General features: G+C 69.7%; 10 protein-coding genes. 9 read left to right on the top strand and 1 reads right to left on the bottom strand.

All coding sequences use genetic code 11. The annotated features are described in order from the left end of the window. Nucleotides 1-56: 56 nt before the first annotated feature. The 4 genes from ACXJKQ_RS08665 (at nucleotide 57) to ACXJKQ_RS08650 (ending at nucleotide 4,874) form a co-directional block, all read left to right on the top strand. Nucleotides 57-476, top strand: coding sequence for a CBS domain-containing protein (locus ACXJKQ_RS08665; RefSeq protein WP_457105353.1), 420 nt, complete (start codon nucleotides 57-59; stop codon nucleotides 474-476). 279 nt (nucleotides 477-755) lie between these two features. Next, complete coding sequence (locus ACXJKQ_RS08660) at nucleotides 756-1,289, top strand: Hsp20/alpha crystallin family protein (RefSeq protein ID WP_457105352.1); 534 nt, start codon at nucleotides 756-758, stop codon at nucleotides 1,287-1,289. Nucleotides 1,290-1,390: 101 nt separating this feature from the next. Next, on the top strand, nucleotides 1,391-3,406 hold the full coding sequence (locus ACXJKQ_RS08655; RefSeq protein WP_457105351.1) for an erythromycin esterase family protein: 2,016 nt from the start codon (nucleotides 1,391-1,393) through the stop codon (nucleotides 3,404-3,406). A 178-nt stretch (nucleotides 3,407-3,584) separates the two neighbouring features. Beyond that, on the top strand, nucleotides 3,585-4,874 hold the full coding sequence (locus tag ACXJKQ_RS08650; protein WP_457105350.1) for a cystathionine gamma-synthase family protein: 1,290 nt from the start codon (nucleotides 3,585-3,587) through the stop codon (nucleotides 4,872-4,874). Nucleotides 4,875-5,693: 819 nt separating this feature from the next. Here the strand turns inward: ACXJKQ_RS08650 and ACXJKQ_RS08645 are convergent. Further along, nucleotides 5,694-6,227 carry a MarR family winged helix-turn-helix transcriptional regulator gene (locus tag ACXJKQ_RS08645; protein ID WP_457105349.1) on the bottom strand — a complete coding sequence of 178 codons (534 nt, stop codon included), beginning with the start codon at nucleotides 6,225-6,227 and terminating at the stop codon, nucleotides 5,694-5,696. 135 nt (nucleotides 6,228-6,362) lie between these two features. On the opposite strand from ACXJKQ_RS08645, the gene ACXJKQ_RS08640 reads away from it, so the two are divergent. Genes ACXJKQ_RS08640 through ACXJKQ_RS08620 form a run of 5 tightly spaced genes read left to right on the top strand, consistent with a single transcriptional unit; the run spans nucleotide 6,363 to nucleotide 12,979 of the window. Beyond that, nucleotides 6,363-7,646: an amidohydrolase/deacetylase family metallohydrolase gene (locus tag ACXJKQ_RS08640; RefSeq protein WP_457105348.1), complete on the top strand. Its 1,284-nt coding sequence runs from the start codon at nucleotides 6,363-6,365 to the stop codon at nucleotides 7,644-7,646. Continuing rightward, complete coding sequence (locus ACXJKQ_RS08635) at nucleotides 7,646-8,545, top strand: alpha/beta hydrolase (protein ID WP_457105347.1); 900 nt, start codon at nucleotides 7,646-7,648, stop codon at nucleotides 8,543-8,545. Before ACXJKQ_RS08640 ends, ACXJKQ_RS08635 begins: the two co-directional genes overlap by 1 nt. After that, nucleotides 8,542-10,923, top strand: a complete 2,382-nt coding sequence (locus ACXJKQ_RS08630; protein ID WP_457105346.1) for a xanthine dehydrogenase family protein molybdopterin-binding subunit — start codon at nucleotides 8,542-8,544, stop codon at nucleotides 10,921-10,923. The genes ACXJKQ_RS08635 and ACXJKQ_RS08630 overlap by 4 nt, the downstream gene beginning before the upstream one ends. Next, nucleotides 10,920-11,786 carry an FAD binding domain-containing protein gene (locus tag ACXJKQ_RS08625; RefSeq protein ID WP_457105345.1) on the top strand — a complete coding sequence of 289 codons (867 nt, stop codon included), beginning with the start codon at nucleotides 10,920-10,922 and terminating at the stop codon, nucleotides 11,784-11,786. The genes ACXJKQ_RS08630 and ACXJKQ_RS08625 overlap by 4 nt, the downstream gene beginning before the upstream one ends. Then, nucleotides 11,783-12,979, top strand: a complete 1,197-nt coding sequence (locus ACXJKQ_RS08620) for a xanthine dehydrogenase family Fe-S subunit (RefSeq protein WP_457105344.1) — start codon at nucleotides 11,783-11,785, stop codon at nucleotides 12,977-12,979. The genes ACXJKQ_RS08625 and ACXJKQ_RS08620 overlap by 4 nt, the downstream gene beginning before the upstream one ends. Nucleotides 12,980-12,997: the final 18 nt, after the last annotated feature.

Raw genomic sequence — 12,997 nt, 5'->3', positions numbered from 1 at the left:
CTCCGCGCGAAGGCGATTCCGGACGGATCTGGAACCATCAGCACGAGGCCACGCCTATGAAAGTCAGTGACGTCATGCACAGAGGTGCGACTTTCGTCTCGGCCGAGACGAAAGTCGACGTAATTGCGCGGCAGATGCGGGATGCCGATGTGGGGGCACTGCCCGTCAAGTCGGACGGCCACTTGGTCGGCATCATCACCGACCGGGACATCACATGTCGCGCCCTCGCGGACGGCGGGAACCCGCGGACGATGACGGCGAACGACGTGATGACAACCCGGGTCGTCTGCTGTGCCCCGGATGACGATCTCGCTCAGGCGATCAAGATCATGGAGAACAGGCGGATTCGCCGTCTTCCGGTCATCGACGCCGACCAGGAGCTTGTCGGCATGGTGAGCCTCGGCGACATCTCGCACAAGGTCGGTGCCGGGCTCTCGGGCGAGGTTCTGCGCGCCGTCTCCGCGCATCATCACTAAGCAGGATCGCCGCGTAGGCGGTCCTGGACTCGACGGCGGGGTCCCGCCGTGACGACGCGGCCGTCCGCCGCGCACTGGCCGCGCGGGTAAAATCCTGCGCGGAAAATCCTGTGATCATTTCGATATTTTGCGGGCTATATCTTCGCGCACCATGCAACATGTTTCGAATATTACTGGATGCTCCGTATTCCAGCGCCGATGATCTTGAGATGGATCAATGTCCTTCCAGGGCGCGCGCCCTACCGAGACGCTTCGTCTTTTTTAGAGGAGGCATTCACCATGGCCGAGTCCGGTACAAGAGTGGCGGTCAGCACTGAGGGGGGCGAGCGCCCGTCCACGCCGGCCGAGTGGCGGCCGTTCGAGAACGTGCGCCGGGACATCGATCATCTCATCGATGATCTGGCGCGCAGCCTGAAACGCGTGCCGTTCGATTTCCTCGGGGCGGCGACGACGCCGTTCACCAGCGGTGGCGCCATGTGGCAACTGTCTCCCGTAGCCGACATACAGAACAAGCCGACTTGCTATGAAGTCACGGCCGAGCTTCCCGGTATCGATGAGAACCATGTCGAGGTCAAAGTCACCGACGGCATGCTGACGATCAAGGGGGAGAAGCGGCAGGAGCAGGAACGCAAGGGCGAGGGCCTCTACCTGTCCGAGCGTCGGTTCGGTGCCATCGAGCGGGCCTTCCGCATGCCGCCGGGCGTCGACGCGAGCAAGATCGAAGCGGTCCTCAAGAACGGCGTGCTGACGGTGACGCTGCCGAAGACCGCCGAGGCGAAGGCCGAGAAGACGATCGCCGTCCAGGCCGCCTAGCCGGCTTCCGAAGGCGCTGCCGGGGTGGGCGCGACGCACCGGGTCGCCCGCCCCGGCGAACGACAATCCCTGTCCAGGATCCGCGCAGCGGGAGGGTGGCGATGGCCGAGCGCATCTTTCGCGACCGCGCCGAGGCGGGGGGCGAACTCGCCAAGGACCTCGCCGACTTCGCCGGCCGCCCCGACGTCGTGATCCTGGCTTTGCCGCGCGGCGGGGTTCCCGTGGCGGCCGCGGTGGCCGATGCGCTGCACGCGCCGCTCGACGTGTTCGTGGTGCGCAAGCTCGGCGTGCCGGGCTACGAGGAACTCGCCATGGGGGCGATCGCCAGCGGCGGCGTCCGAGTGCTCAATCAGGATATCATCGCGTCGCTGAAGGTTCCCCCGCACCTGATCGAGACGGTGACCGCGCAGGAGCGCGAGGAGCTTCTGCGACGCGAACGCGTCTATCGCGGCGGTCGCCCCCCCGCCCAGGTTCGCGGGCGCACCGTCATCCTAGTCGACGACGGCTTGGCCACCGGCGCCTCGATGCAGGCCGCCATCCGGGCGATCCGGCAGCGCCGGCCGAAGGCGGTGGTCGTGGCCGTGCCCACCGCCTCCCGCGACACGGTCGAGCGACTGAAACACGAGGCCGATACGGTCATCTGCGCCGATCTGCCCGAACCGTTCTGGGCGGTGGGCGCCGCCTACCGGGATTTCGCGCAGACGAGCGACGACGAGGTGCGCCGCCTGCTCGGGCGCGCGCAGGCCTCGGGCACGGCCGATCCCGCCGCGCTGCCCGCCGCCGAAGCGGACGCCACGACCCTCCGGCGCCTGCGTGCGGCGGCGATACCCCTGGACGGTGGCCCCCGCGACTACGATGCCCTGCTGGCGCTGATCGGCGATGCGCGCTTCGCGCTGCTCGGAGAAGCCTCCCACGGAACGCACGAATTCTACCGGGAACGGGCTGAGATCACCCGTCGGCTGATCATGGACAAGGGGTTCGGGGCCGTGGCCATCGAGGCCGACTGGCCCGATGCCTGGCGGGTGAACCGCTACGTCCGCGGCGACAGCGACGACCTCGACGCCGTCGAGGCCCTCGCCGGCTTCCGCGGCTTCCCGACCTGGATGTGGCGCAATGCCGAGATGGTCGCGTTCGTCGAGTGGCTGCGCACCCGCAATCAGGGCCTGCCGGCCGAGGCCCGGGTCGGCATCTACGGCATCGATCTCTACAGCCTGCGCGCCTCGATGAAAGCGGTGCTGCGCTGCCTCGAAGCCCTCGAACCGGACGCCGCCGAGGCGGCGCGCGCCCGTTACGCCTGCTTCGACCGGTTCGGCGACAGCGGGCAGGTCTACGGCTTCATGGCCGGATTGGAGGGCATCGGATCCTGCCAGGAGCAGGCCGTCGCCCAGTTGCTGGCCCTGCAGCGGCGCGCAGCCGATACCCTGGCCTGGAGCGGCAGCACCGACGTCGAGGAACTCTTCAACGCCGAGCAGAACGCGCGCGTCGTCAAGAGCGCCGAGGCCTACTACCGCACGATGTTCCTCGCGGAGGTCTCCTCCTGGAACCTGCGGGACCGCCACATGGCGGAGAGCCTGGAGCGGCTGGTGGCGCATCTGGAACGCCGGCCTGGCCCCGTGAAGATCGCCGTCTGGGCGCACAATTCCCATCTCGGCGACGCGCGCGCCACCGCAATGGGCGAGCGCGGCGAACTGAACCTCGGACAGCTGCTGCGGGAGCGCTACGGCCGCGCCGTCGTGAGCGTCGGCTTCACCACCTATGCGGGGACCGTGACGGCCGCTTCCGACTGGGACCAGCCGGCCGAGCGCAAGGGTGTCCGCCCCGCGCGTCACGGCAGCTACGAGGCCCTGTTCCACGCCCTCGGCCTGCACCGCTTCCTGCTGCCCCTCACGGCCGGCAGCGCGGCGGCGCAGCTGCTCCGGGCGGCCCGCACCGAGCGGGCGATCGGCGTCATCTACCGACCCGACACGGAGCTGCAGTGCCACTACTTCCAGGCACGCCTTTCGGATCAGTTCGACGCGATCCTCCACTTCGACGAGACCCGCGCGGTGACGCCGCTGGAACGGACCTCGGAGTGGGATGCGGGCGAGGTGCCCGAGACCTTCCCGGTCGGCCTGTGAGCCCCCGGCGCGACCCCTCACTCCGGCGGCGGAACCGGCCCTGGAGGCGCTCACTCAGGAATGCTGACGGCGGACATGGCTGCACATTAAACTGAGCGCTCCCTCGCCCGGAACACCGGATTTAAAGCACGAACGGGCTAACCAGCCCCGAGCTGGAGCCGGGTCGGAGCGAGGCAGCATGTCCAACGACCGCTACCACAAGAAGGCGCTTGGCAACCGCTCGCTCCATCCCGAAACCCTGATGCTCGGCTATGGCTACGATCCCGCTCTGTCCGAGGGCGCGGTGAAGCCACCGGTCTTCCTCACATCCACCTTCGTCTTCACCTCGGCCGAGCACGGCAAAGCCTTCTTCGACTACGTCTCCGGGCGGCGCGAGCCCCCAGTCGGCGAGGCGGCGGGGCTCGTGTACTCGCGCTTCAACCATCCAAACAGCGAGATTGTCGAGGATCGGCTAGCCGTGTTCGAAGGGGCCGAGGCCGCGCTGGTCTTCTCCTCCGGCATGTCAGCGATCGCGACCACGATCCTGGCCTTCGCACGGCCCGGCGACACGATCCTGCACTCGCAGCCGCTCTATGGCGGCACTGAAACGTTGATCGCCAAGACCCTAGCAGGCTTCGGCATCGTACCGTTCGGATTCGCCGATGGGGTCGATCCGGCGAGCGTGCGCGCGGCGGCCAACCAAGCCATTGAGGCGGGACGAGTCAGCGTCGTCATGATCGAGACACCCTCGAACCCGCTCAACACCCTCGTCGATCTCAGCCTGATCCGCGAGGTCGCCGACGAGATCGGCGCGCGGCAGGGCGGTGAAGCTCCGGTCGTGGTTTGCGACAACACCCTGCTCGGTCCACTCTTCCAGCACCCACTGCGCCACGGCGTCGACATCTCGGTCTACTCGCTGACGAAGTACGTCGGCGGCCACTCCGACCTGATCGCTGGCGCTGCTCTCGGCTCAGCAGCGCGGATCAGGCCGGTGCGGCTGCTGCGCTCAGCGATCGGAACCGGCCTCGACCCGCATTCCTGCTGGATGCTCGGGCGCTCGCTCGAAACCTTGACGTTGCGGATGAATGCCGCAAACCGCAATGGCGAGATCGTCGGCCGCATGTTGGCTGCGCATCCGAAGGTGTCGCGCCTTCACCATCTCGCGCATTTGGAGCCCGGATCGCAGCGGGCGCACGTCTATGCCGAGCAATGCGCGGCGCCAGGCTCGACATTCTCATTCGACATCGTAGGCGGCGAGGCAGAGGCGTTCCAAGTCCTCAACGCTCTTCAATTATTCAAGCTCGCCGTGAGCCTAGGTGGCACTGAATCGCTCGCCAGCCACCCGGCCTCTACGACCCATTCGGGTGTGCCAAAGGCCGTGCGTGACCGCCTAGGAATCACGGACGCGACGATCAGAGTGTCGATCGGGATTGAGCATCCTGACGATTTGGTCGCCGATTTAGTCGCGGCTCTCGCTGTTCTCAGCTAAGCGGCGCTCCGCCCGCGGTCTATGCGAAAGTTTGGCAAGGCCGACCAGGCCGCCCGAGCTTAGCCAGACACCGACGTTGGGACTTCGCAGAACCGGACCTTCCGCTTTGCGCCCATGATGGCCGCTTAGCCGACGAGGGCATTCGCCCCGAAGCGGACGCTGAGAAAGCCTGCAAAGCCGCTTGCTCCCTTTGGAACCGTCCTCATCTTCAGCGGCGATCTGTTTTTGAAATAAAGCCAGCCGAAGACGGCTCGACTAAATCACGCCTTCGCAAACAAAAGGCACCCACCGCGACGGGCCGGCGTGCGAGGGCCGAGCGGCCCGCCCGATCGTTCCCGACCTCGAACGGCGCCTTACAGCCCAATCCTTGCACCCACTTCACGCGCGATCCGCAATCGGCTGACGCGGCGCGCGAAGCGCGTGCGAACATGCGCGGACCATTTCGCGGTTCAGGGCGACATCGCCGGCCCAGTCCGATCTATCAGGCTCAGCCTTCCGTCCCGACGGGGCAATCGAGCACCCCCTCAGAAACGAGCCGAGATCGGTGCGGGCGTCTTGATAGTTCTAAGAGAGGATTACGACGATCGTCGAGCCGATGACCGCTCGCCCGGGCGGCATATCATGCAGATTCCTGCCATGTCTTGATATCGATTTATGATCCGTTTGGCGGCCCGTTTCCGCGTCAAGATCTGGCGATCTCCTATAGCCATTCCTGCATAAGGTTTGCGCCCGAACTCGTGCACGGGGAATGATCAAATTTCGGCGGATCTTCTGCTTTAGCCGTTATCCGTGTGCGAAGGTTCTGGAATGCTGCCCAGGTCAGAGCACCGTCGCCTCATGACGTTGGCCGTGGGCGAGGGCGACCTTTTTCATGAGCTGCGTCAGGATCTGCCGCTCCGCCGGGGAGAGAACAGCCACGGTCGCTTCGTGAGCGCGTCGTGCGGCAGCGGCCATGGCGTTGTGAATTTTAATTCCTTCCGCGGTCAGTCGGCACCGCTGCGCGCGGCGGTCGGACGTGGAGGTCGATCGGCTGACGAGACCCCGAGCCTCGAGGCGCCTGAGCGCCCCTGTGGTCGTCGTTCTGTCCAGAGCAACAGCATTGGCCAGGGTGGTCTGATCAGCCTCTGTGCGGGACATTAGCTCCGACAGCAGGCTGTATTGAAGCGGCGTGACGCCGAAGGCGGCACATTCTTCGTTGAAAAGGCTGACGTGTATCTGATGCAGCCGCCGGACCAGAAATCCGGGGCGCTCTGCCAGAGGCCAAGGCTGGCCGAATATTTTGCTCTCTTGAGAATCCGTATGTCGATCATGCGCACGAGCGGCGCCCTCGGCCTGACCCACTCCGTCAACCATTGCTGCCCCCTCGCTCGTCGGCTCTCACTGGCACGAACTATGCAATCCCAGAAAAATACGAAGCATGCTTCCCTTTTTGGAAATATTCTGCCTAACCTCGGTCGGTCAATGCGACTCAACGGACAAGGTGGTGTGATGAACGAGACCCGCTACGACCTGATCCTGCGCGGCGGACGCGTCATCTGCCCGGCCTCCGGCATCGACGGCATCCGCGACGTGGCGGTACAGGGCGGGCGCATCGCCGCGGTCGAGGAGACGATCCTGCCCTCCGCCGCTGCCGAGGTCGTGGATGTCTCGGGCAAGCTGGTGCTGCCCGGCATGATCGACACTCATGCCCACGTCTACCAGTACGTCACCGGCCGCTTCGGCCTGAACCCCGACATGGTCGGCGTGCGCTCGGGCGTCACCACGGTGGTGGACCAGGGCGGTCCCTCCTGCATGACCCTGCCGGGCTTCCGCCACTTCATCGCCGAGCGCTCGAAAACCCAGGTGCTCGCCTTCCTCTCGGCCTATCTGGTCGGCGGCCTGGAGGGGCACTTTTACCCCAACCTCTACAGCCCCGACGGCGTCGACATCGACGCGACCGTGAAGTCGGCCACCGAGAACCGCGACCTCGTGCGCGGTATCAAGGGCCACGCCGAGATCGGCGGCTTCGCCCGCTGGGGCATCAAGGTGATGGAGATGGCCGCCGAGATCAGCCGGCGGGCGGATCTCCCCCTGTACGTGCATTTCGGCCAGCTCTGGGGCCTGCCGGAATCGGGCGCCAACGGCGAGGACGCCGACACCATCGTGGAGCGGGTGATCCCGCTGCTGCGCCCCGGCGACGTGCTGGCCCATCCCTTCACGCGCCATCCCGGCGGCTTCATCAACGAGGCGGGCGAGGTCCACCACATCATCCGCCGGGCGATGGATGCGGGCCTGAAGGTCGATGTCGGCCACGGCAGCCACTTCTCCTACCGGGTCGCGCGCGCCTCGCTGCCGGCCGGCGTGATCCCCTACACCCTCGGCGCCGACATGCACGGCTACAACACCGAGGTGCCCGAGGTGAAGAAGCCCGCCGGCACCCCCGACGAGCACCACGACGACGAGAACCACCCTTTCCTCGGGCAGGCCCGCTTCAGCCTCACCCAGGCGATGAGCTCGATGATGGCGCTGGGCATTCCGCTGGAGGAGGTGGTGCCGATGGTGACCTCCCACCCGGCCGAGATGCTGCGCATGAGCGACAGCATCGGCGCCCTCAAGGTTGGCTACGCCGCCGACGTCTCGGTGCTGCACGACGATCGCGGCCGCTTCCTGCTGCGCGACAACGAGGACACCCGGGTCGTGGCCGAGCGCCTGCTGCGCCCCGCCTTCTGCCTGCGGGCGGGCCACCGATTCGACGCCGATTCGCCGATCCTGCCCCAGGCGATCGCAGCGTGATGGCGGCCCATGGAATGGCCTCCTCCGCGGCCTCGGACTTCGTCCTCGCCGCTCCCGGGCCGGCCGACCCCCGGCTCGTCTGGGAGACGCTGGACGAGGCGGCGCGGGGCGCCTGCTACGACAACAATGCGGGCGTGCCCGACAGTGCCGCGCAGATCGCGGCCCGAAACGCGGCCTCGGCCGCCTACCGGACCGCGCACCCGACCGGCCTCGACATCCCCTACGCGGTGGGCGGGCGCACCGCGTTCGACCTCTACCCGGCAGGCCCTGACGCGCCGTGCCTCGTCTTCGTCCATGGCGGCTACTGGCAGCGCAACGCGCGCGCCGACTTCGCCTGCTTCGCGGAAGGCCTCAACGCCGCCGGCTGGTCCGTGGCGATGCCGGGCTACACGCTGGCGCCGGAAGCGAGCCTTGCCGGCATCGTCGCCGAGATCGGAGCGGCTCTCGACTGGCTCGCGGCGCGCGGCCCGAGCAACGGGATCGGCGGCCCGGTCGTGCTCTCCGGCTGGTCGGCCGGCGCTCTGCTCGCCGCCATGAATCTCGGTCACCCGGCCGTTGCGGCGGGGCTCGCGATCTCGGGCGTCTACGACCTCGCTCCGATTCGCGACACCTATCTGAACGCGAAGCTCGCCCTGACCGAGGCCGAGATCGCCGCGCTCTCGCCGCTGCGGCTCCCGGTCGTGTCCAAGCCCATGACGGTCGCCTACGGAACCCGGGAGCTGCCCGCCCTCGTCCACGACGCGCGCAACCTCCACGCGCTCCGCAGCGCCGCACACGCGCCCGGTGCGCTGCTGCCTGTGCCGGGCGCCGACCACTTCTCGATCCTCGACGCGTTCCGCCGGCCCAACGGCCTCTTGGTCCGCGCCGCACGCGACCTCCTTGAGGAAGCTTCCCAATGAGCGACACGACCCCACCGAGGAGCGGCCTCACCGAGGGCGTCGGGGCACGCCTGCCCCGCAAGGAGGACGACCGCCTGATGCGCGGGCGCGGCCAGTATGTGGGCGACCTCCGCCTGCCCGGCCTGCAGGACGTCGCCTTCGTGCGGAGCCCCCTGGCGCATGCCCGCATCCGGGCGATCCACGTACCGGAGGCCTTTCGCGACCGCGTCTTCACCGCCGCCGATCTCGACGGCGTCCTGCCGATCCGCGCGGTCTCGGGCTTGCCCGGCTTCAAGGCCTCGGAACAGCCGGTGTTGGCGACGACCAAGGTCCGGCAGGTCGGCGAGCTGGTGGCGATGTGCGTGGCCCCGACCCGCGCGGAGGCCGAGGACATCGCCGCCGCGATCGTGCTCGACCTGGAGGAGTTGCCGGCCGTCCACGACATGCTGGCGGCGCGCGAGCCCGACTCCGCCCTCGTCCACGAGCATTGGGGCGACAACGTCTACCTGGAGACGCTGGTCGACATCGACATCGCCTCCGCACTCGACGCGCCGATCCGGGTCAGCCGCACCATCTCGACCGGCCGCCAGTGCATGGCGCCGATCGAGGGGCGCGGCACTGTCGTGCAGCTCGACCACCGCCTCGACCAGCTCGTGGTCCACACCGCGAGCCAGATGCCGCACATCGTGCGCAACGGCCTCTCGGAATGTCTCGGCATCGAGCAGGGCCGCATCCGCATCGTCTCGCCCGATGTCGGCGGCGGCTTCGGCTACAAGGCGATCCTGCTGGCCGAGGACGTCGCGCTCTGCTGGCTCGCCCTGCGCTGCGGCCACCCGGTGCGCTGGCTGGAGGACCGGCGCGAGCACCTCACCGCCAACGCCAATTGCCGCGAGCACCACTACCGGATCACGGCCTACGCGGAGCGCGACGGCCGCTTGCGCGGCATCGACTGCGAAGCGACCGTCGATTCCGGCGCCTATTCGGCCTACCCGTTCTCGGCCTGCTTGGAGGCCGCGCAGGTCGCCAGCATCCTGCCGGGGCCCTACGACTTCCCGAGCTATCGCTGCCGCACGTGGTCGGTCGCCACCAACAAGTGCCCGATCCTGCCCTACCGGGGTGTGGCGCGCACCGGCGTCTGCTTCGCCCTCGAACTCGTGCTCGACGCGGTCGCCCGTGAGGCGGGCCTCGCGCCCGAGATCGTCCGCGAGCGGAATCTCGTGCGGCCCGAGCAGATGCCGTTCGAGAACATCACCCGGAAGCACTTCGACAGCGGTGACTACCCGGAGGCGCTGGCCCGCGCGCTCGGGGCGATCGACGTCGCGGCGGTGCGCGCCCGCCAGCAGGCCGGCGAGCCCGACGGACGCCGCATCGGCCTCGGGCTGTCGATCTACTGCGAGCAGGCGGCGCACGGCACCTCGGTTTATTCCGGCTGGGGCATCCCGATGGTGCCCGGCCACGAGCAGGCCGCGGCCCGGCTGACCCCGGACGGCGGGCTCGAGCTCCGCATCGGCGCCCATTCCCACGGCCAGGGCCTGGAGACGACGCTGGCACAGGTCGCCCACGAGATCCTGGGCGTGCCGGTGGCGCGCACCCGCCTCGTTCACGGCGACACCGCGATGACGCCCTACTCCACCGGCTCATGGGGCTCCCGCGTGATGGTGATGGCGGGCGGCGCGGTCGCGGCCGCCTGCGAGGAGCTGCGCGCACGCGCCGTGAAGATCGGCGCCCACCTGCTCCAGGCGAAGCCCGAGGAGTGCCGCTTCGCGGGCGGCCACGTGGTCGGGCCCTCGGGCGATGTCCCGCTCGCGACGATCGCCCACACTTGGTACCGACGCCCGCAGGATCTCGCGCCCGACACCGATCCGGGCGGGCTCGAAGTCACCGCGGGCTACAAGCCGCAGCGCGACTCCGGCACCTTCTCGTACGCGGCCCACGCGGTGGTCGTCGCGGTCGACCCTGATCTGGGGGCGGTCGAGATCCTCGACTACGTCATCGTCGAGGACGGCGGCACGTTGGTGAACCCGCTGGTCGTGGACGGCCAGATCTACGGCGGCCTCGCGCAGGGCATCGGGACGGCGCTGTTCGAGGAGATGCGCTTCGACGCCCGCGGCCAGCCGCTCGCCTCGACCCTGGGCGACTACCTGCTGCCGGGTCCCGCCGAGGTGCCGATGGCCCGTATCGACCACATGGAGACGCCGTCCCCCTACACGCGCTTCGGCCAGAAGGGCATCGGCGAGGGCGGGGCTATCGCCCCCCCGGCCGCGCTCGCCAACGCCATCAACGACGCCCTCGGGCCGCTGGGCGTCGAGATGCTGCACAGTCCCGTCACTCCGCACCGGATCGTGGAGGCGGTGCTCGCTGCCAAGCCGGCGCAGACCCGCGCCCGGGAGGCCGCATGAAGCCCGCCCCCTTCGCCTGGGAGCGTCCGGCGAGCCTGCCCGCGCTCCTCGACCGCCTCGCAGAGGCGACGGGCCACGTGAAGCTGATCGCGGGCGGCCAGTCGCTCGGGCCGATGCTCAACCTCCGCCTCGTCGAGCCGGACCTCGTCCTCGACATCACCGGGGTTCCCGAACTCCGGCAGGTCCGCATGGACGGCAGCACCCTGGTGCTCGGCGCCTGCGTGACGCATGCCGACATCGAGGATGGGCGTGTGCCCGACAATACCGACGGCGCCCTGCGGCGCGTCGCCTCCGCGATCGCGTACCGGCCGGTGCGCAACCGCGGCACGGTCGGCGGCAGCCTCGTCCACGCCGACCCGGCGGCGGATTGGGTGAGCGCGCTCACCGCGCTCGGCGCCGCGGTCGAGATCGCGGGCCGCGCGGGCCGCCGCACCCTTCCCGTCGAGCGCTTCGTCACCGGAGCCCTCGACGTCGCGCTTGGACCCGACGAGGTCCTCGCGGCGGTCCGGGTGCCGGCGCTGCCGGACGGGGCAGCCTGGGGCTACGTCAAGCACTGCGCCAAGATCGGCGAGTTCGCCCACGCCATCGGCGCCGTGCGGATCGAGCCGGCCGCGGGGCGCGGGCGCGCGGTGATCGGCGCCGTCGAGGGGCCGCCCGTACTGCTGGCCGACGCCCGCCCGCTCTTCGGAGGCCGCATCGGCCCCGACTTCGCCGCGCGCTTCGACCCGCGCGTCGCCGACGCCGTCCTGGCCGAGGCCGGCATGGCCGACCGGGTCGAGCGTCACGTCCACGTCACGGTGCTGGCCCGCGCGGTAGCGCAGGCGGGCTGCCCGAACCCCCTCTCCGTTCCGGAGGCCGCATGAGCGCCGCCCTCGCCGCCCCGTCGGGCCGCATGGCCCTCGCGCTGACGGTGAACGGCGTCGCCCGCCGGGTCGAGGCCGAGCCGCGCAGCCATCTCGGCGACGTGCTGCGGGACTCCCTCGACCTCACGGGCACCCATCTCGGGTGCGAGCACGGCGTCTGCGGGGCCTGCACGGTGCTCCTCGACGGCGAGCCCGCGCGCGCCTGTCTCACCTTCGCGGGCGCCTGCGCGGGCGCCGCGATCACCACCATCGAGGGCCTCGACGCGGATGAGATCGCGGGCGAGCTGCGCGGCGCCTTCAACCGCGAGCACGCGCTTCAGTGCGGCTACTGCACGCCCGGCATGCTGGTGGCCGCGCGCGACCTCGTGGTGCGGCTGCCGGAGGCCGACGAGCGCCGGATCCGCGTCGGGCTCTCGGGCAACCTCTGCCGCTGCACCGGCTATGCCGGCATCGTGCGGGCGGTGATGGGCGTGATCGCCGATCGCCGCGCCCGGGGCATCGGCCCGTCGGCGAGCAGCGAGCGCCGGCTCGGACCGGTCGGGGCTCGGATCGGCGAAACGGTCGCCGCCGCCGCCGCGCCTCCGTCCCGGACGGTGGCGGCGCTCGCGCCCGCTGCCGCCTCGGACCTCGCCGAGGCCTTTGCGCCGGCCCAGAGCTTCACCCAATCCCTCGACCTCGCCCACCCGCCCGAGGCCGTCTTCGCGCTCCTCGCCGATATCGAGGCCGTTGCGGCCTGYCTGCCCGGCGCCGTCCTGACCGGTCGGCCCGCCCCGGAGACGGTGGAGGGCGGCCTGCAGGTGCGGATCGGCCCGATCGCCGCGACCTTCCGAGGCCGCGCCCGGATCGAGCGGGACGAGGCGGCGCTGAGCGGCCGCGTCCGTGGCGTCGGCGCGGATGCGGGCGGGCGCTCGGCCACCAAGGGTGAGATCCGCTACCGGGTCGGCGCCGGCCCGGTACCCGGGACCGCGCGGCTCGACCTCGACGTCGGCTACACCCTGACCGGGCCGCTCGCTCAGTTCGGCCGTCCGGGCCTCGTGCGAGACCTCGCCGGCCGGATCAGCACCGCGTTCGCCCGGAACCTCGACGCCCGCCTCTCGGGTCTCGCCGCCCCGGCGCCCGCCGACCTCAATCCCCTACGCCTACTCCTCGACGTGGTCCGAGCCCGCCTCGCGGCGTGGCGCGGGCGCGCCTGACCCTGTCCCTCGCTCAAG

This window comes from Methylobacterium sp. P5_C11 (assembly GCF_054049775.1).
Note: the sequence above shows the minus strand (reverse complement) of the source record. Positions and strands in the feature narration are given on the sequence as shown.

What these genes read in the sequence shown, in the direction of transcription:
- ACXJKQ_RS08665 (WP_457105353.1), top strand. Translation starts at nt 57, where the DNA reads ATGAAAGTCAGTGACGTCATGCACAGAGGTGCGACTTTCGTCTCGGCC.
- ACXJKQ_RS08660 (WP_457105352.1), top strand. Translation starts at nt 756, where the DNA reads ATGGCCGAGTCCGGTACAAGAGTGGCGGTCAGCACTGAGGGGGGCGAG.
- ACXJKQ_RS08655 (WP_457105351.1), top strand. Translation starts at nt 1,391, where the DNA reads ATGGCCGAGCGCATCTTTCGCGACCGCGCCGAGGCGGGGGGCGAACTC.
- ACXJKQ_RS08650 (WP_457105350.1), top strand. Translation starts at nt 3,585, where the DNA reads ATGTCCAACGACCGCTACCACAAGAAGGCGCTTGGCAACCGCTCGCTC.
- ACXJKQ_RS08645 (WP_457105349.1), bottom strand. Translation starts at nt 6,227, where the DNA reads ATGGTTGACGGAGTGGGTCAGGCCGAGGGCGCCGCTCGTGCGCATGAT.
- ACXJKQ_RS08640 (WP_457105348.1), top strand. Translation starts at nt 6,363, where the DNA reads ATGAACGAGACCCGCTACGACCTGATCCTGCGCGGCGGACGCGTCATC.
- ACXJKQ_RS08635 (WP_457105347.1), top strand. Translation starts at nt 7,646, where the DNA reads ATGGCGGCCCATGGAATGGCCTCCTCCGCGGCCTCGGACTTCGTCCTC.
- ACXJKQ_RS08630 (WP_457105346.1), top strand. Translation starts at nt 8,542, where the DNA reads ATGAGCGACACGACCCCACCGAGGAGCGGCCTCACCGAGGGCGTCGGG.
- ACXJKQ_RS08625 (WP_457105345.1), top strand. Translation starts at nt 10,920, where the DNA reads ATGAAGCCCGCCCCCTTCGCCTGGGAGCGTCCGGCGAGCCTGCCCGCG.